General features: G+C 43.3%; 17 protein-coding genes. 16 read left to right on the top strand and 1 reads right to left on the bottom strand.

What is annotated here, in order from left to right; all coding sequences use genetic code 11:
* The first annotated feature begins 18 nt into the window (after positions 1-18).
* From MKZ03_RS01635 to MKZ03_RS01695, 13 genes are all read left to right on the top strand, one after another.
* On the top strand, positions 19-597 hold the full coding sequence (locus MKZ03_RS01635) for a TerD family protein (RefSeq protein WP_034664245.1): 579 nt from the start codon (positions 19-21) through the stop codon (positions 595-597).
* A gap of 140 nt (positions 598-737) precedes the next feature.
* On the top strand, positions 738-1,517 hold the full coding sequence (locus MKZ03_RS01640) for a TerC family protein (RefSeq protein ID WP_034664243.1): 780 nt from the start codon (positions 738-740) through the stop codon (positions 1,515-1,517).
* A 94-nt stretch (positions 1,518-1,611) separates the two neighbouring features.
* Positions 1,612-2,802, top strand: coding sequence for an HpcH/HpaI aldolase/citrate lyase family protein (locus tag MKZ03_RS01645; RefSeq protein ID WP_034664231.1), 1,191 nt, complete (start codon positions 1,612-1,614; stop codon positions 2,800-2,802).
* On the top strand, positions 2,792-4,123 hold the full coding sequence (locus MKZ03_RS01650; RefSeq protein ID WP_341032601.1) for a phosphoribosyltransferase family protein: 1,332 nt from the start codon (positions 2,792-2,794) through the stop codon (positions 4,121-4,123). The genes MKZ03_RS01645 and MKZ03_RS01650 overlap by 11 nt, the downstream gene beginning before the upstream one ends.
* Complete coding sequence (locus tag MKZ03_RS01655) at positions 4,116-5,225, top strand: cysteine protease StiP family protein (RefSeq protein ID WP_341030719.1); 1,110 nt, start codon at positions 4,116-4,118, stop codon at positions 5,223-5,225. The genes MKZ03_RS01650 and MKZ03_RS01655 overlap by 8 nt, the downstream gene beginning before the upstream one ends.
* Positions 5,222-6,037, top strand: coding sequence for an HAD family hydrolase (locus MKZ03_RS01660; protein ID WP_341030721.1), 816 nt, complete (start codon positions 5,222-5,224; stop codon positions 6,035-6,037). Before MKZ03_RS01655 ends, MKZ03_RS01660 begins: the two co-directional genes overlap by 4 nt.
* A 70-nt stretch (positions 6,038-6,107) precedes the next feature.
* The gene (locus MKZ03_RS01665) at positions 6,108-7,724 is read left to right on the top strand and encodes a YceG family protein (RefSeq protein ID WP_307498989.1); all 1,617 of its coding nucleotides are present in this window, start codon (positions 6,108-6,110) and stop codon (positions 7,722-7,724) included.
* 14 nt (positions 7,725-7,738) lie between these two features.
* Positions 7,739-8,833, top strand: coding sequence for a toxic anion resistance protein (locus MKZ03_RS01670; RefSeq protein ID WP_003217200.1), 1,095 nt, complete (start codon positions 7,739-7,741; stop codon positions 8,831-8,833).
* A gap of 399 nt (positions 8,834-9,232) precedes the next feature.
* Positions 9,233-10,501 (top strand): glycine/proline betaine ABC transporter ATP-binding protein OpuAA, encoded by a 1,269-nt coding sequence (gene opuAA, locus MKZ03_RS01675; RefSeq protein WP_034664221.1) that lies wholly within the window; start codon positions 9,233-9,235, stop codon positions 10,499-10,501.
* Positions 10,502-10,511: 10 nt separating this feature from the next.
* On the top strand, positions 10,512-11,357 hold the full coding sequence (gene opuAB, locus MKZ03_RS01680) for a glycine/proline betaine ABC transporter permease subunit OpuAB (RefSeq protein ID WP_034664471.1): 846 nt from the start codon (positions 10,512-10,514) through the stop codon (positions 11,355-11,357).
* The gene (locus MKZ03_RS01685; RefSeq protein WP_341030722.1) at positions 11,357-12,238 is read left to right on the top strand and encodes a glycine betaine ABC transporter substrate-binding protein; all 882 of its coding nucleotides are present in this window, start codon (positions 11,357-11,359) and stop codon (positions 12,236-12,238) included. Before opuAB ends, MKZ03_RS01685 begins: the two co-directional genes overlap by 1 nt.
* A 109-nt stretch (positions 12,239-12,347) precedes the next feature.
* Positions 12,348-13,100 carry an alpha/beta fold hydrolase gene (locus MKZ03_RS01690; protein WP_341030723.1) on the top strand — a complete coding sequence of 251 codons (753 nt, stop codon included), beginning with the start codon at positions 12,348-12,350 and terminating at the stop codon, positions 13,098-13,100.
* A gap of 123 nt (positions 13,101-13,223) precedes the next feature.
* Entirely contained in the window at positions 13,224-13,946 is a 723-nt protein-coding gene (locus tag MKZ03_RS01695) for an SDR family NAD(P)-dependent oxidoreductase (RefSeq protein WP_341030724.1), read from the top strand.
* A 48-nt stretch (positions 13,947-13,994) separates the two neighbouring features.
* Here the strand turns inward: MKZ03_RS01695 and MKZ03_RS01700 are convergent, their stop codons facing one another.
* Positions 13,995-15,122, bottom strand: coding sequence for a M20 peptidase aminoacylase family protein (locus tag MKZ03_RS01700; RefSeq protein WP_307498995.1), 1,128 nt, complete (start codon positions 15,120-15,122; stop codon positions 13,995-13,997).
* Between the two features lie 153 nt (positions 15,123-15,275).
* Between MKZ03_RS01700 and MKZ03_RS01705 the strand changes: the two genes are divergently transcribed.
* The 3 genes from MKZ03_RS01705 (at position 15,276) to MKZ03_RS01715 (ending at position 19,533) form a co-directional block, all read left to right on the top strand.
* Entirely contained in the window at positions 15,276-16,706 is a 1,431-nt protein-coding gene (locus MKZ03_RS01705; RefSeq protein WP_060595483.1) for a YfcC family protein, read from the top strand.
* Positions 16,707-16,923: 217 nt separating this feature from the next.
* On the top strand, positions 16,924-17,871 hold the full coding sequence (locus MKZ03_RS01710; protein ID WP_060595484.1) for an L-lactate dehydrogenase: 948 nt from the start codon (positions 16,924-16,926) through the stop codon (positions 17,869-17,871).
* Between the two features lie 39 nt (positions 17,872-17,910).
* A complete protein-coding gene (locus MKZ03_RS01715; RefSeq protein ID WP_066031359.1) occupies positions 17,911-19,533 on the top strand; it encodes an L-lactate permease in 1,623 nt (540 codons plus the stop codon).
* The last annotated feature ends 102 nt before the right edge of the window (positions 19,534-19,635 follow it).

Consider the following 19,635-nt stretch of genomic DNA (forward strand, 5'->3'; position numbering starts at 1 on the left):
GACAGGAGAGGTACGAATATGGCGATTCAGCTTTCAAAAGGACAACGTGTCGATTTAACAAAAACCAACCCAGGGCTGACGAAAGTGATGATCGGTCTTGGCTGGGATACGAATAAATATTCTGGTGGAGCCGAATTTGATTTGGACGCTTCGGCTTTCTTAGTCGATGCAAACAATCGTTGTCAGCAAGACACAGATTTTGTCTTCTATAATAACCTTCAGCACCCAAGCGGCAGTGTCACTCATACAGGTGATAACCGGACGGGCGAAGGAGATGGAGATGATGAGCAAATTCTCGTTGATTTCTCAAAAATTCCTGCTAACATTGATCGTATCGGAATTACAGTTACGATTCATGATGCAGAGACACGCAGCCAGAATTTTGGACAAGTCTCTAATGCGTTTGTTCGTGTTGTAAATGAAGAGGGCGGGGAAGAATTGATTCGCTTTGATTTAGGGGAAGACTTCTCAATTGAAACAGCTGTTGTGGTATGTGAGTTGTACCGCCACGGAAGCGATTGGAAGTTTAACGCCATCGGAAGCGGATTCTCTGGCGGACTTGCAGCTCTTTGTCAAAATTATGGGTTAGAAGTGTAAACGATAGAAACAAATCGATTCAAGTGGCGCTGCCAATGACTCATATGAGGGTCTTTTCCAAAGTGAGAAAGAAACAGCGGTCAAGAATAACAGCAGGCGAAAGCCTGCTGATGCTTCTACACTTATAGGAGGAAAACCAGTTGGATATTTTGAAACATATGTTGGACACCTATGCCTCGTTTTTTGATTGGCATATGTGGGCAGAGGTATTAACAAACCCTGTCTCTTGGGGGCTCATTGGGACCCTTGTTGTGCTTGAAGGATTGTTATCAGCAGATAACGCGCTTGTATTAGCTGTCATGGTGAAACATTTACCAGAAAAGCAGCGTAAAAAGGCATTAACCTACGGATTAATTGGCGCTTATTTCTTCCGTTTTCTATTCATTGGCGTAGGGATGCTGCTTATTAAGTTCTGGTGGATTAAGGTCCTCGGAGCTGCATATTTAGCATGGCTTGTCATTAAGCACTTCTGGTTAGGTGATGGCGATGACGAAGCGAAGGAATTGAAAAAAGAAGGCTGGATGGTTCGTGTATTTGGCGTGTTTTGGGCAACTGTTATTTCTGTGGAAATTATGGACCTTGCCTTCTCGGTGGACAGTATTCTTGCGGCATTCGCTGTATCTGAGGAAGTATGGATTCTGCTATTAGGCGGAATGCTTGGAATTCTCATGATGCGTACAGTGGCACAGTTATTCCTTGTCCTCATTGACCGTATTCCAGAGCTTGAGAATACAGCGTTTATTCTCATTGGAATTATTGCTATCAAAATGGGCTTAAGTGCTGCTCATATTGAAATTCCGCATGTCGCATTCTTTGCAATTATTATCCTAGCATTTATCGGGACGTTTATTGTTCATAAAATCAATAAGAAGAAACATCAAGATGTGACAAACGAAGCTGCGGCTTCAAAAGAAGAATAGGACGATCAAAAAGGAATGGAGTTGACTAGCGGCTCCATCCTTTTTTGAATCATCAGGTCATTTATTTTCTCTAAACAACAGGAGGTGGCACAGCATGCGGTATTTTCGATTTTTATCAGAGGCGAGGCAGCACGATCTTTTTTTCAAGCGGCCAGGGGCGATGCATCCACTGACACAGAGGCATGTTCTTGCGCATGCATTAGGTGCTACTTTGTATATGCCTGCGACAAGACAAGATATAGCAGATATGCTGCTGTCACAGAAATATGAAGCGCTTTGCTCTGTTGTATTTTGCTTGGAGGATGCCATCGGTGATCAAGAAGTGGACATGGCCGAACAGAATCTAGTGACACAATTGGCCAGTCTCAAAGAGAAAGTAACGCATGCTCCTGAAACGGCTGAACATTTGCCTCTTTTATTTATTCGAGTTCGTTCGCCGAAACAGCTGCTTAAAATGGCAGACTTGCTCGGTTCCTCTCTTCAATTACTTACCGGTTTTGTGTTCCCGAAGTGTTCAATTCATAATGCGAAGGATTATTTGGACAGTCTGAAACAGGCATCGTCCCAAACGCGGACAACACTTTATGGGATGCCCATTTTGGAAACACCCGATTTATTAGAAAAAGAAACAAGATATACGGTGTTGTCTGAGTTAAAGCAGATCTTGCTGAATGACGAGGAATATATTTTGAATATTCGCATTGGGGCAACGGATCTTTGTGGTTTGTACGGTATTCGCCGTGATCGTGACACGACCATCTATGAGATCAAATTGATTGCAGATTTAATCACAGATATCATCAATTATTTTGGGCGTTCCTTTGTAATATCTGGGGCTGTGTGGGAGCATTTTGGCCCTGCTCGAGAGGAACAAAAGCCATTCACCCGTGCGCTTTCTCATAGGAGCGGTGAACCGTCTTTATCTGAATTTGATGACGTACAAGGTTTACTCAAGGAGACAAAACTCGATGTGGCTAACGGCATTCATGGAAAGACGGTCATTCATCCAACACATCTTAAGCCGGTGCAAAGCATGTATGTTGTGACGAAGGAAGAGTATATGGATGCATTAAGCATTCTTGAACATGCAGACGGCACAGTTGGCGTAATGAAGAGTACCTTCTCTAATAAAATGAATGAAACGAAGCCGCATTACCGGTGGGCAGAGCACATTTTAATTAAGTCAGATATTTACGGGGTGTTTCATGAAAATAGAAGCTATATCGACATACTCACAGAAGCAGAAGCCGCATACGCTGAGCATCTTGGAACATATGGAAGTTGAGCTTGATCTCAAAGAAGGTGCGCTTCAGCTGGAAAAAGAGCATCTTTTTGACATGGCAGCAAGGGTGAACAAAAAAAGAGCCTTTTTATTCGTTAGTAAGGTGCTCGGTAAGCATATTCCTGTTCATCCAGTAAAACCGCTCCTTGTCTCGGGTCTTTTAGCCATGGCATATGCCCAAGAGCAAACAGGCAAGACATCTCCGCATCAAGACCTTTTAGTAGAAGCACTCAAGACGGATGACCACATGGCATTAACTAAAGCCTACGAAGTGCTCAAAAAGGAGAAGCTTTCAGCAGGAAAACAGCCGATCGTGATCGGCTTTGCAGAAACAGCAACAGCACTGGGGCATGGTGTGTATGACGTAATAGAAGGAGCATCTTACATCCATACGACACGTGAACAGCTGCTGGATCTTGATCCTTCATTGGTATTTGAAGAAGAGCATTCGCATGCGACGGATCAGCTTTGTTATGCAGACGAAGCATTACTTCGCACAGACCGTCCCATCGTGCTAGTAGATGATGAAGTCACGACAGGCCGTACGAATATCAATATCATTCGGGACCTTCATGCAAAGCATCCGCGGCATTCTTACACGATTCTTTCTATTTTGGACTGGCGGACTGAGGAGCACGAGAAAGCCATGTGTGAGCTTGAAGAGGAGCTTGGTATTCACATCACATCATTGTCTTTATTAAAAGGGCAAATGGTCTTTCGGGGCAAAACGCTGGATGAGCCAGCTTATTCGTATGAGATTGCTGAGCAAAAGGATCTGCCAAGTCTCTCTGTTCACTCTCTTCAATCTTTCTTTAAGCACGAGCCGTATGCACTTTCTTATGCAGCAAATTCGGCAGGTCATTCGCCATATATACATGAAACGGGCCGTTTGGGTTTAAACGCAGCAGATACGGCAGCCATCGACCAAGCAGCTGCAGAGGCTGGGCTGAAACTGAAGAAGGAACGCAAAGGAAAGCAGACACTTTGTTTAGGAACAGGTGAGCTGATGTATGTGCCGATGAGACTGGCTGCACATATGGGAGAAGGCGTTCTCTTTCATTCAACGACGAGAAGCCCAATTCACCCTGTTGAAAAGGATGGATACGCTGTTCAAAATGGGTTTACCTTTGTGAGTCCAGAGGATGCCCGAATTCAGCACTACGTGTACAACATACCAAAAGATCAATACGATGATGTATTTCTCTTTTTTGAGAAAAAGGTCTCTCAGGAGGCATTGCGTCCGCTTGTTCACTTATTTGCCGAGCGGCATGTGAAGCATGTGCATATTGTGACTTTATCAGACGAGGTGAAGGTGAATGGCTAATGTGTATACAAAGATGGGAAGCTATCCAGAGCAGGATGTAACCTTCTTACTCAAAGATTTATCATCCATTGAGATGGAGAAAAGTACAGAAGAGCGGGAGCGTTCGATTCAGCGCGGTGCGCATTATTCAGAAATGCTGCCGATTGAGTATAAACCAACGGAATCTTATATGGATTTATTCTATCAATCTCTGAAAGAAAGTAAGGAAAAGGTAGCAGAAGCAGTAGCTGTGGTAGCAGAACAGATTGTGAAAAAGCGAGGCTTCCAAACGGTTCTTTGCAGTTTGGCAAGGGCGGGAACGCCGATCGGGGTGCTCATCAAACGATATATTCGAAAGACATATGGTCTTGAACTGCCTCATTACAGCATCTCTATTATTCGTGACCGAGGAATAGATGAGAATGCGCTGCATTATATGCTCAAAGAACATCCGGGCTTTGAGGTTGCCTTTATTGATGGATGGACCGGAAAAGGTGCGATTTCGAGAGAGCTCCAAAAAGCTGTGATTGATTTTGAAAGAAAGTATGATATTCGTCTTTCTAGTGAACTGGCTGTACTAGCTGACCCTGGCTATTGTACAAATGTCTACGGAACGAGAGAGGACTTTCTCATTCCAAGTGCCTGCTTGAATTCGACGGTATCTGGACTTGTCAGTCGAACGGTACTAAACAACCGCTGGATCAGTGCCGATGATTTCCATGGGGCGAAGTATTATGAAGAGCTGCTTGATGAGGATGTGTCCAATCTGTATGTGGATACAATTGAAGAAGCATTTTCTAGCCTCGAACCAAATGTACGAGAGAAAGCAGAGACCATCCTCACACAGGGAATGCCTGCGGACTGGCGGGGGATGGCGTCCATTGAAGCGATCGGTCAGGAGTTTCAAATTAAAAATACCCATTTGATTAAGCCGGGTGTTGGTGAGACGACCCGTGTGCTGCTTAGAAGAATCCCTTGGAAAATCCTGATTCAGCCTGGGTCTCAGGAGAAGCTGAAGCATATTTTGCTTTTGGCAGAGGACAGAGACGTTCCTGTCATTGAATATGCCAATATGTCCTATACGTGCTGTGGGCTCATTCGTCCGCTGGAGCAGACGTCATGAAGACAAGTGCGTTTGCTAGTGATTTAGACCGGACACTGATTTACTCACATCGAGTGCTGGATCAGTATGAGTATGAAGGAGATTATGATTTAGTTGAGGTGCTGGATGAACGGCCGCTTTCCTATATGTCGGTTGAAACGAAAAAATCCTTGCAGACTATCCATCAACTGGGCTGGTTCATTCCAGTGACGACAAGAACGACCGCTCAGTATGAACGGATCACCTTCTTTCAGCAAAAGCTCAAACCGGAGTATGCCGTTACGACAAATGGGGGCTGTATCCTTCATCACGGCAAGCCGCTTGAGGATTGGCAGGTTATTGTTGATGAGAGGCTCAAAGCGTGTATGTCAGTCAGAGAGATGCTGAAAGCCATCTCCGACCTTCCAGTTGCGGCATGGGTGAAGCGTACCCGGACAGCAGAGGGGAAATTTCTTTATTTGATTATGAAAGATGAGTATTTGTCTCACATTCCACTTGCTGAATTGAAGCTGTGGGGCGAGGAGAGAGGCTGGCAGGTGTCTCTTCAAGGACGGAAGCTTTATTTTATTCCGGAGCCGCTGAATAAGTGGGATGCTGTTGCTTTTTTAAAGGAACGGCTGGAGCTTGAATATGTATATGGTGCAGGCGATTCCCTTTTAGATGCAGTTCTTATTCGTCAGGCGGATATGGGCTTTGCCCCAAGGCATGGAGAAGTGCTCGACTTTGACCCACTACTTGAGCCGACAGCAGCATCGGGCATGGCAGCAGCAGATGAAATCACCGCTTGTGTCATGAAGCAGATGACGACCGTAAAAAAGCCTTCGATTCGATAGCAGAAGTAGAAGGGTGAATGATATGATAGTAGTAGCTTTCGAGAAAATATAGGAGAAAGGAAGGAGCGGCGTGAGTTATAAAGAAATCGATGTCAACCATACACGGGCGGAGCAGGAAGCCTGGAAAAACGTGCTGAAAAAGCCGCTCCCTGAAAGAGACGGTTATGTAAAGGACGAGCATACATTGTCCTTGCCGCGTCTCGCCGTCCGGGTCCTTGGAACTCCGCATGATGCAACCGATTATTTTATTTATTTACATGAATTATATGAAACAGATGGTGTTCATATTTTAAGTGAAACGCTCAATCGTCATATTGAGCCGGAGCATTTTCAAGCGCTTCAACGCATTCATTTGATTAACCAAGAAGAAAAGGGATTGTCCGTGAATCGCTTTGTGGCTTTTTTAGATGGTGAACAGCTGATTGTACGCCATCCAAACCCTGTGATGAACCGGCATATCCGCCTTTCATTGATCAAGGTGTTTGAGCATTTCAAACAGATGCATGAGGGTGGATTTCAGCATCCCGATTTCCGCCGGGTTCTGCTGGATGTAGTGAAGTTTTCAAATAATCATCTAGGTCCATGGCTGAAGGAAGCCAATATAGAAGAAAAAATGCCGGCTGTCATTTGGTATGGAGAGGCGAATAAAAGTCAGCTTTATTTTCTTTACTATGTCATGCTGATTGGCTGTGATGTTGTGCTATTTCATCCAGAGGGCGAGGATTCGTTCCGCGAATTAGATCCAGAAGAAAAGCTGACTTTTATTGATCAGTATCCGGGAAATTCAAAGCTTGAACCGTTCCCTACTGAAAAGCCTGAGAGGAAATCAACGGTGGCGTACCGCTCGACAAGAGAGCTTGAAGAGGTGCTCCACACGGAAGATTCAATGCTGTATAAGCCGTGGCAATTCAGAGATCATACCCCTCATTCCATTACGCTGAAGACAACGTATGATGAGCTGTTTTTAATTGCAAAGGAACGTTCCTTTATCCGCCCTAATTTTCAAGCAGACCGGGACACGATACAGATTCCGAATCTCTTTGCGAAAATGATGGGGGTCACACGAGACAAGCGTGAATACTGGGATCGTATCCACACATTAATGGAAGGGAAAGAGACGAAGACCATTCGCCATTTTCCTTTTACGAAAGAAGTGTCTTCGAATTATCAATTTCATTATCAGCATGCCCTTTCGTCTGCTGGAGAGATTGATCCTGAATTATTAATGAAAAGCAATGTATGGCAGTTTTCTCATCTATATGAGGGCGCGCAGCGTGCGATAGCAGAGGCGGTATCTCGAATCTGTCAGCATCCAAAGCTATTAAAAGAAGGCAATGAGACCGAATTAGATGTCCGTATTTATTTATTCAAACAGATACTGCATATCGGCCAGGAGCTCATTGAACTCATTCAAACCTTTGATTATGCACAAACCGTACCGAAAGTGATTTTATACCATACGGAATATAATGGTGAGCTGACTCGTTCTGATGCGGCTGCCCTCATTTTCCTAAACGAAATGGGGGTGGATCTCTTCGTGTATCATCCGGCGGGATACCAGTGTATCGAGCGGTATATAGATGACCAATTATTTGATACCCATTGGCTTGATGAGATGGTCATGAATCAGGAGTTTAAAGAGCCATCCATCGTCAGAAAGTTATTTCAATCCATTAAAAATCGATAAGGAGATCAAAGCTTATGACAAATACAAACGGAAATGACATCATTTCAATTGATAAAGAGGAAATCTCCATTGAGAAGGCAGACGATATCCGCGTTCAGCTTCGAAATGAACCAGAAGTGCAAAATATTGCGAGACAGATCGATGCGAAAAATCAGCTGGAGCTGCTTGAATACGGAAAGCAGCCGGCCGTTGAAATCTCTAAGTTCTCTGATCGTATTCTTTCGATGATGCGTTCAACAAGTGTCACTGACTCAGGAACGATGCTGACGCAGCTTGGAAAAATTATGGATCGTTTTGATAAAAATGATTTTGACGAGCCAAAGGGTGGTTTGTTATCAAAAATCTTTAAACGCGGCGGCAGCATGATTGAAAAGATTTTCAGTAAATATCAAACGCTCGGTGCAGAGATTGAAAAAATTAATGTAGAAATCAGTAAATATAAAGACGAAATGACCAAATCGACTGTGACGCTTGAAGAAATGTATGAGCATAACATTCAATACTATATGGAGCTTGAAAAGTATGTTGTTGCAGGTCAAATGAAAATCGAAGAATTAAAGCAATTGGTTCCTTCTTATGAAGAAAAAGCGGCTAGTGGAAACCAGCTGGCACAAATGGAGCTTGATACACTTCGTAACGGCATTCAAGCATTGGAAGAGCGTGTATATGACCTTGATATGGCACGGATGGTGGCTCTTCAAACGGCACCGCAAATTCGTTTGCTGCAGCGTGGGAATACGAAATTAATCGGTAAAATCAACTCTGCGTTCATCATCACCATTCCAATTTTTAAAAATGGGATCATTCAAGCTGTTACAGCGAAGAGACAAAAGCTTGTGGCTGATTCAATGAGTGAGCTGGACAGAAGAACAAATGAAATGCTGAAACGAAATGCTGAAAACATCTCAAGTCAAAGTGTGGAGATTGCCAAATTGTCTGGACGTCCAAGTATCGACATTGAAACGATCGAATCTTCCTTTAATACGATTGTACAAGGGATGAAAGAGACGAAACAGATCGAAGAAGAAAACAAACGATTACGCGAAGATGGAACAAAACGTATGCTTGAATTGCAAGATAATATTAAGCGGGCTGCCCTAGAGTCCTAAAAAATAAGCTGTCTGTAACTAAAGTTGCAGGCAGTTACTCATGAATTTTATTAAAATTTGAAGAAAAAAGGTTTTTATGTGACCATTTTCGGGTAAATCCTGTTCAGGGGAATGGTTCACCCATGTTTGAAAAAGTCCGCTATAGTGAGGATTCGAGTTATTTTTTAGCACAATTAGGAATTTCCAGTAAAATATTGTCTGATGAGAGGAAATACCCCGTAAAATATGTAGTTTATGAAGCATTCTATAGGATTTACGAGTAATACGGCGTATAAACTCTAATCACCAGACCTCTATATGGAATTCATACATATTGTGCGGAAATAAGCGAATTCTAAAGATTGTTCGCATCATAACGCTTATGTTACGGTTATAAAGATGCTAATTTGGAGGGAAAATATGAATTCTGAAGAGAGAACTATCAAAATCAAGATAAATAATGTATCTAAAATTTTCGGTAAAAATGCTAAAAAAGCATCTCAAATGCTTGGAAAAGGGAAAACAAAAAGAGAGATCCTAAAAGAGACCGGCGCAACAGTTGGTGTCAATCGAGCAAATTTTGATGTGTATGACGGCGAGATATTTGTCATCATGGGGCTATCAGGGAGCGGAAAGTCCACACTTGTGCGGCTGCTAAATAGGTTAATCGAACCAACCTCCGGAGAAATATTTATTGATGGGGATATGATAACAAATATGTCAAAGGATCAATTGCGTGAAGTCAGACGGAAAAAGATCAGCATGGTCTTCCAAAACTTCGCATTGTTCCCCCACCGTACGATTCTTGAGAACACAGAGTACGGTCTTGAATTACAAGGTGTAGACAAAGAAGAGCGCCGCTCAAAAGCGCTTGAATCCTTAAAGCTTGTTGGACTTGAAGGCTTTGAAGAACAGTACCCAAACCAATTAAGTGGCGGGATGCAGCAGCGTGTTGGATTGGCACGTGCATTAGCAAATGACCCTGACATTTTATTAATGGATGAAGCATTCAGCGCACTCGATCCATTAATTCGTAAAGATATGCAGGATGAATTGCTTGAGCTTCATACATCTGTAGGAAAAACGATCATTTTCATTACCCATGATTTAGATGAGGCGCTTCGGATTGGCGACCGCATTGTGCTCATGAAGGACGGAAATATCGTTCAAATCGGAACACCAGAAGAAATCCTGATGAACCCATCGAATGAATATGTTGAACGTTTCGTTGAAGATGTCGACCTTTCTAAAGTATTAACCGCTGGTCATATTATGAAACGTGCAGAAACAATTCAGATCGACAAAGGGGCACGTGTTGCGCTCACGCTCATGAAAAACCTTGGGATTTCGTCTATCTATGCAGTAGATAAGAAAAAGCATTTATTAGGTGTTATTTCTGCACAAGCTGCGAAAAAGGCGGCAGAAATGGGAGCGTCGCTTGAAACAGTTCTCGATAAAGAATTCACGACAGTATTGGAATCTACGTATTTGACAGAAATCTTTGACGCAGTGTCTGATGCAGCAAACATTCCGATTGCCGTTGTCGATGAGAAAAACAGAATGAAGGGTATTGTGGTCAGAGGTGCATTAATTGGTGCGTTATCAGGTAATGATGAGTATATCAACATGTCTTCTAACAAACTTGAGGAAATTAAAACACAAGAGCCTTCTGCACAGGAGGTAGAATAAGATGTTTAGTATGAGTGATTTACCTAGAATTCAGTTCGCGGATTACATTGATCGATTTGTTGACTGGTTAACATTAACGTTTGGTGGTTTCTTTGATGGCATCACAAATGGATTAGCAGGCACAGTAAATGGAATTGTGGCAGCACTTGGTGTGATTCCATCTATTATTTTAACCCTTATTTTTGCCGGCATTGCCTGGTGGATCAGTACAAGAGGAGTTGCTCTTTTCACACTTATTGGATTTTTGCTGATCGACTATTTAGGCTACTGGCATCCAATGCTACAAACACTTGCGCTCGTTTTGACAGCTGTGGTCATTTCCATCGTGATCGGGGTTCCGATCGGTATTTGGGCATCACAGAAGGAAACTGTGCGTAAGATTGTAACACCTATTTTAGATTTAATGCAGACAATGCCTGCATTCGTTTATCTATTACCAGCAATCTTCTTCTTTAACATTGGCGTTGTGCCTGGGGTTGTGGCATCAGTTATTTTCTCCATGCCGCCAACGATTCGTATGACGATTCTCGGTATTAAACAAGTACCAGCTGATTTAATTGAAGCAACAGAAGCATTTGGTTCAACGACATTCCAGCGTTTATTCAAAGTTCAGCTTCCACTTGCAACAAAAACCATCCTAGCTGGTATTAACCAAAGTATCATGCTTGCTCTATCAATGGTCGTCATTGCGGCAATGGTAGGTGCTCCAGGACTTGGTTCGGAAGTATATAGTGCGGTAACGCAGCTGAAAACAGGAATTGGTTTTGAAGCAGGTATTGCCATTGTGATTGTGGCGATTACACTCGACCGTATTACACAAAACATTAAAACGAAAAAAACCAGGGGGAATGCTTAATGTGGAAAAAGTCTCTCTACATTGGGATGACCGCCCTGCTTGTCTTTTTACTAGCCGCTTGTGGCGTGAAGTCAGATTCAAATGCGAGTGCAGCACAGCAGGTGAATAAAACCATTATCGGCATTGATCCGGGTTCAGGGATTATGGCGCTAACGGATCAAGCGAAAAAGGATTACGGCTTAGAGGATTGGACGGTTGTGTCTGCATCAAGTGCAGCTATGACCGCAACGCTCAAGAAATCTTACGACCGTAAAAAGCCAATTATTATCACTGGCTGGAATCCACACTGGATGTTTACTCGCTATGATTTAAAATATTTAGAGGATCCAAAGAAATCTTACGGTGAAGCGGAAGAGATTCATACGATTTCACGTAAAGGTTTTGCAAAAGATCAGCCGGAAGCAGCCAAAATGCTTAGTCAATTTAAATGGTCTCAAGATGACATGGGCGAAGTCATGATGGATATCCAAGATGGTATCAATCCAAAGGATGCCGCCGTTAAATATGTGAAAAAACATAAAGACCAAGTAGCGAAATGGACAAAAGGCGTGAAAAAGTCGAATGGTGACAAAGTCAATCTTGCCTACGTTGCGTGGGATAGTGAGATTGCAAGTACCAATGTTGCTGCAGAAGTACTGCGTGAGCTCGGATTTGAAGCGACCTTGACTCAGGTGGAAGCGGGTCCGATGTGGACAGCAATTGCAACTGGAAGTGCAGATGCCTCATTATCTGCTTGGCTGCCAAATACGCATAAAACGTATGCAGCGAAGTTTAAAGGGAAATATGATGATCTAGGCACAAGTATGAAAGGTCTTCGCATGGGGCTAGTTGTTCCGACATATATGAAGAACGTCAACTCGATTGAGGATTTGAAAAAATAGCCTATAGTGATGAGGTTCCCTTATAATAGAAGGGAGCATATGAAAAAGCAGTCTGCTCAAAAAGCGGCTGCTTTTTTCTTATATAAGGATGGTGGACGAGTTGTCGATGATGGATAAGCCAATCATGATTTTCCTGCATGGCGGAGGAGTCAGCAGCTGGATGTGGCAGGAGCAGATGGAAACATTCAAGGAATCGTATGAATGCTATACGCCTGATCTGATTGGTCACGGGACAAGAGCAAATGAACAGTCATTTTCCATGCGAGAAAGCGCTCTTGAAGTCATCTCGTGGTTCAAGCAGCATGCGCACGGCCGTAAAGTGATACTCATTGGATTCTCTCTAGGTGCACAGGTTGCCGTTGAAGTGTTATCGAATGAGCCTGATATCGTAGACATAGCCGTCATCAACAGCGCTCTTGTGATGCCGCTGCCATGGCTTTACTTGATGGTGAGACCTCTTTTACCTCTTACGTATCCATTATTAAAGAAAGATTGGTTTATCCAGCTCCAAGCTGAAAAGATGGGGCTTCCAAACGATGTACTGAATGACTATGCGGCGGATTCGAAGAGTTTGCAGAAGAAAACCCTTCTGACGATGTTTCAAGAAAATCTCCATTACAAGCTCCCAGACACGTTTCAACAAGCGAAGGCACGGATTCTTGTCACAGTGGGAGAAAAGGAAAAAGGTATCATGAAACGGTCAGCAAAGAAAATAACGACATCACATCCGAAGGCAGCAGGTGTCGTCGTTCCTGATATTGGACATACATTTACGTTTGAAAAGAAAGAACTGTTTATTGATATGATTCAATCCTTTATAGAAGAGCGTGCGTTACCAGTGGAATTAAAGGAAATCAAGTAGCCGGAAGTGAAGACAGGCATAAAAGAGGCAGTTAGATCTTAGAACCTATATGATATAGGCATAAAACGCTTACAGATGAGCTGCAGTCTGACTGAAAGCTCATGAGCCGTAGAAGGAGGAGCTATGAGTAAAAACTATATCATATTCGGTGCGAGTCAAGGATTAGGGGATGCTTTTGTAAAAGGTCTTCCTTCAAGTGGAGATACAGTTTGGATTGTGTCTCGAAGTGAACCGAGCAGTTTGAACATAGATGACGGTGTACATAGAATTTGGCTGAAAATTGATTTATCAAGCCAAACCCACATCCCTTTTATGCTCGAAGCATTGGAGAATCAAACCATTGATGTTCTCATCTATAACATTGGTTTATGGGAAAAACGAGGCTTTGAAGATGATTATTCATTCGATCACGATCAGCCAGAGGATATCGCTCATTTAATCAATGTGAATGTCACCTCTACGATTACTTACATCCAAGCACTGCTTCCGCACGTAAGGAAATCGGAGAATGGAAAAATCATCGTGATTGGCTCAACGGCGGGACTCGATCATACAAACCTGCCGCAAGTTTCTTTTGTCGCATCTAAATTTGGCTTGCGCGGAATTGTGAATGCACTGAGAGAGCATGTGAGAAAAGATAAAATATCCGTCACCTGTATCAATCCAGGAGAGCTGGCGGCAGAGGTTCCATATGAAGATGGAGCCGAAAAAGCCATCACTCTATATGGTGAAACGAGAATCCCTGTACAGGATTTTGTAGAGCTTGCGAGATGTGTGATTCATTTATCAAGGGTATCCTGTGTAAAAGAAATCAACGTCCCAGCCATGACAGATTTGAATGCATAATATAAAGCAGACCACCCGTTTAAAGAAAAAACGGGTGGGTTTTTGATTTTATGATGAATGCTGCTGAAGGGTTTGATAGACAGCTTCCGTCAAGATCTCAATGCCGGTAAAGATAGCAGAGCGGTCGAATGTCATATAAGGATGATGTAGACCGGGCTCTAGATCACAGCCTAAACCAAGCATCGTGGATTTGATATGCGGAACCTTTGCTGCATAAAAGTGAAAATCCTCTCCGCCTGTCGTGACGATCGGGGGATCGAGGTGCTCTTTGCCTAAAATCTGTTCAATTGCATGAGACATGATCTGGACAGCTTCCTCATTTAAGGTTGCGGCAGGCAGACGGTGATCGGTTGAAAGTGTAATGGAAGCGCCAAAGGCATCCGCTACAGCATGTACGGCTCTTTCAATTTCTTTTTCTAGTTCATCCATCACATCATTTGTTTGTGCCCTGACATCTAATGTAAAAGAAGCTTTGCCAGGGATGATGTTTGAACTGCCTCCGCCAGCATGTAGGTTGGTCATTTTTACAGAATGTGCAACTCTTGGGTCGACATGGATATGCGCGAGTCTCTGCACGAGGGTAGAAGCCACTTCAATGACGTTGACCCCAAGATGCGGGCGTGCACCGTGGGCTTCCTCTCCAATAATTGTGCCGATGTAATGATTACTCGATCCATGCAAAATGGCAGGTGCACAGCGTCCGTTTAATGTTTCTTGAATTGGGCGCACATGCACTCCGTATAAGTAATCAACGTCTGCTAACACACCTTTTTCAATCATTTTCAGCGCGCCGCCGCCTTTTTCCTCAGCAGGCTGAAAAATGAAGCGGATGGTGCCGTTCGGGAGCTCCTTTTCCTTTAATGCCATGAAGGTGCCGAGAGCCATTGTCATGTGTGCATCGTGACCACATGAATGATTGGGTTGAAACTCACCATCTACTTCCTGCCAAAGTGCATCAATATCGGCTCTCACAGCGACCACTGGTGCGCCTTCTCCCATTTCACCAATTACTCCTGTACAGTCGTCAAATGTTCGAGTCTCGCAGCCCATTTTTTTTAATATGCCTTCAAGATAAGCCGTCGTATTCGTTTCTTCCCAGCTTATTTCTGGGTGGGCGTGCAGGTGTTCAAAGATGTCTGTCACGGTCTGTTGCATTTCGTTTGTCAAAGTTGTCATGAGTAGCCTCCTTGCTGACAGAAAATCTGTCAAAACATTCTTTTAGTGAAATAATATTGATCTTAAATATCATCAGTGTTTATAATATAACACATCATTTGATTATTCAGAAAATTAAGTGAAATTCCGATCGGGACAAAGGGGTTTTGACACATGAAAACAGCGGCAGTATCAGCACCAGAGAAACAAAAACGAAAACTTCAAATGCCGGATGCGTATGTTCTCTTATTTATCATTGCGCTCATTTGTACCATTGCAACGTATTTTGTACCAGCGGGTGAGTTTGACCGAAAGACATCAGGGGAAATCACAACAGCTGTTCCTGGCAGCTATCACCGCATTGATCAATCACCCGTAAGTCCCGTTGGCTTTTTTACAGCCATTCAGGAAGGGATGGTAGGGTCCTCTTCTATTATTTTTCTCATTCTATTTACTGGCGGAACCATTGCCATTTTGGAGAAAACAGGTGCCATTAACGGAATGATTCACCATGTCATCAGCAGGTTTCAAACGAAGCAATTATTGTTTATTTGTATTGTTGGAGGATTATTTTCGGTGCTTGGAACGACCGGCATTGTCGTGAACTCTGTTATAGGATTTATTCCAATCGGGATTATTGTGGCAAGGTCCTTGAAATGGGACGCTGTGGCAGGAGCAGCGGTCATTTACATCGGCTGTTATGCTGGATTTAACGCAACCATTTTGTCTCCATCTCCACTGGGTTTATCTCAAACGATTGCAGAGCTGCCGATCTTTTCTGGGATTGGCCTGCGTGTCATTATTTATCTTTGTTTTCTTATATCTAGTATTGTGTACATCTATTTATATACAAGACGCCTAAAGAATAAAGAGAAGGGAAGTCTTCTTGGTGACCAATGGTTTCCTGCGAAGGGGCTTGGCGGATCTGATGCAGAATCTGTGGACAAGCCTGCATTTACCGGCAGACATAAGCTGATTTTAGCGGTGTGCGGATTGTCTCTTGGGGGCTTCTTATATGGCGCGCTTCAGCTTGGCTGGACCGATAAGGAAATGGCAGGTGTGTTCATTTTTATGGCCATTGCTGCTGGATTGCTTGGCGGATTAGCAGCCAATGATATTGCGAAAACATTTATTGTCGGCTGTCAAAGCCTTGTGTACGGCGCACTCATTGTCGGAATGGCACGCTGCATTTCTGTCATTTTAGAAAACGGTAAGCTGCTTGATACAGTGGTAAATGGCTTGGCGAGTATGCTGACAGGATTTAGTCCAATTGCTGGTGCGATTGGGATGTATATTGCGAGTGCACTTCTTCACTTTTTGATTTCATCAGGATCAGGAGAAGCGGTTGTCTTTATTCCAATTCTAGCGCCGCTGGCTGATTTAATGGGCATCACAAGACAGGTAGCTGTTGAAGCGGTTATGCTTGGCGAAGGGGTGGTCAACTGTATCAATCCGACGTCAGGTGTGTTGATGGCTGTGCTTGCTGCAAGTGGTATTCCTTATGTGAAGTGGCTGCGTTTTATGGTGCCGCTTGCGCTCATTTGGTTTGTCATTGGTCTTGTCTTTATTTGTATCGGCGTTATGATCAACTGGGGACCTTATTAAACATGTATAAAGCTGCTGACAATTGTTTGGCAGCTTTTTTCTTGTGGAAATATGCATGGAGACAGCGCTTTGAAAGCACAATAAGTGTGTTCACAAATTCGCTACATATTTTTTTTGAGCAACCCCCTTGCAAAAGTTTGTGAAGTGTTGCACAATAAGAATGTGAAATACTTCACAAATGAAAAACAACCTAGTTTTACTCAGGAGGATGAGATAAATGACAAACGAAAAAGTAAACAAAGTAGCACTTATTGGAGCAGGTTTTGTAGGCAGCAGTTATGCCTTTACATTAATAAATCAAGCGATCACAGATGAATTGGTTGTCATCGATTTAAATCAAGATAAAGCAATGGGTGACGTCATGGATTTAAACCACGGGAAAGCATTTGCTCCGCATCCTGTGAATACATGGTATGGAGATTATGAAGATTGTAAGGATGCAGACATTGTATGTATCTGTGCTGGTGCGAACCAAAAGCCAGGTGAAACGAGACTTGACCTTGTTGAGAAAAATTTAAATATATTTAAAGGCATTGTAGACAATGTGATGAAAAGTGGATTCGATGGTATTTTCTTAGTCGCCACGAACCCTGTTGATATTTTGACATATGCCACTTGGAAATTCAGTGGCCTGCCAAAAGAGCGAGTGATTGGCAGTGGAACCACACTTGATACTGCAAGATTTAGATACATGCTCAGTGAGTACTTTGAAGCAGCGGCACACAATGTGCATGCGTACATCATTGGAGAGCATGGGGATACAGAGCTTGCTGTATGGAGTCATGCGAATATCGGAAGTGTACCCATTACAGAATTAATGAAGAGAAATGATCAATACAAACAAGAAGATTTAGATGAGATGATGGAAAATGTCCGCCATGCCGCTTACCAAATCATTGAGAAAAAAGGCGCCACTTACTACGGCGTAGCGATGAGTTTGGCCCGCATTACAAGAGCGATCCTGCACAATGAAAACAGTATTTTGACCGTCAGCACTTACTTAGATGGAGAGTATGGAGCAGAAGATGTCTACATTGGTGTACCTGCCCTTGTGAATCGAAATGGCGCAACAGAAGTGATGGAGCTTGCCCTTAATGATACAGAAAAAGAACAATTCGCACACAGTGTGAATGTGTTAAAAGAGATTTTGGCTCCTCATTTTTAATCAAAAGCAACCTATCTGAGCAGAAAAGGATGAATCACTATGTGGCAGCAAATATATAATCCGTTTGGTAATGAGTTCGTGAGTGCATTGGTAGCAATGCTCCCAATTTTGTTTTTCCTGCTTGCATTAACCGTATTTAAGTTAAAAGGTGTTTTAGCCGCTTGTTTTACCTTAATCGTCAGCTTTGTAACAGCTGTTTTCTTCTTTCATATGCCAATTGAAAAGGCATTATCTGCTGTGCTGCTCGGTATATCTAATGGACTGTGGCCGATTGGATATATCGTCATCATGGCGGTGTGGCTCTATAAAATTGCTGTGAAATCTGGTAAATTCGATGTCATTCGTTCTAGTATTGCAGGAATCTCTCAAGATCAACGTCTTCAGCTCTTATTAATTGGTTTTAGTTTTAACGCATTTTTAGAGGGAGCCGCTGGGTTTGGTGTACCGATTGCGATCAGTGCTGCTCTCTTAACAGAGCTTGGGTTTAAACCGCTGAAAGCTGCGATGCTCTGCTTAATTGCCAATGCTGCATCTGGCGCATTTGGTGCTGTGGGTATCCCAGTCATTACAGGGGCGCAAATGGGCAATATGACGCCGCTTGCGTTATCTCAAACCCTTGTGTATACGATACCGTTTATTTCATTCTGTATTCCGTTCCTCCTCATTCTCATTGTGGACGGATTCAAAGGGATTAAAGAAACGCTCCCTGCCTTGCTTGTTGTAAGTGGAAGCTATGCCATTTTACAAGCTGTCACAATGGTGACAATGGGTCCTGAGCTTGCCAATATTATTTCAGCCTTAGCAAGCATGGGCATTTTGGCTTTATTTCTTCGAAAATGGCAGCCGAAACACATTTATCGTGAAGAAGGAGCACCAGCCATTGAACAGAAACAAACGTATCGCGGCATTGAAGTGCTGAAAGCATGGTCTCCGTTCTATATTTTAACCGCCGTTATTACGGTATGGAGTCTGCCAGCATTTAAAGCATTGTTTGCTGCAGGAGGCCCGCTCAACTGGACGACGATTTTAGTGAAGATGCCGTTTTTGCATCAGCAAATTGTGAAATTACCACCAATTGCACAAACAGAAACACCCATTGATGCGATCTTTAAAATTGATGTCATCAGTGCAACGGGTACTGCCATTCTGATTGCGGTGATGCTGACAGGTTTGTTTAGCAGACATATTACATTAACAGAAGGAGCTGCCTGCTTAAAAGCATCAGTGAAAGAGCTTTGGGTACCTGTTCTCACCATTTGTTTTGTCATGGGCTTTGCCAACTTGGCGAACTTCGCTGGACTAAGTTCAGCCATTGGGCTTGCACTTGCCAAAACAGGCGATTTGTTCCCGCTTGTCAGCCCGGTGCTTGGCTGGATCGGGGTGTTTATTACAGGATCTGTCGTGAGTAACAACGCCTTATTCGGCAACCTTCAAGCGGTCACTGCTTCTCAAATCGGCTCACAGGCAGGTTTGTTAATCGGGGCAAATACAACTGGCGGGGTCATGGCAAAATTAATTTCTCCACAATCCATCGCCATAGCTACAGCAGCTGTTGGAGAAACAGGTAAAGAATCTGAGCTCTTCCAAAAGACCGTGAAGTACAGCTTCATCCTGCTCGGCATTGTGTGTATATGGACATTCATTCTTGCTCAATTTGTATAGGTTTAAAAAAAGACTGAGACAGCTCTCAGTCACAGCGTGTAGATAAACCCTCGCATTCTTTGTCAGGTCTGTGCTCCGGTGCTCACGAATGTAAAATTCGCT

Source organism: Bacillus sp. FSL R5-0431 (assembly GCF_038002985.1).
In the GTDB taxonomy this organism is placed as follows: domain Bacteria; phylum Bacillota; class Bacilli; order Bacillales; family Bacillaceae; genus Bacillus.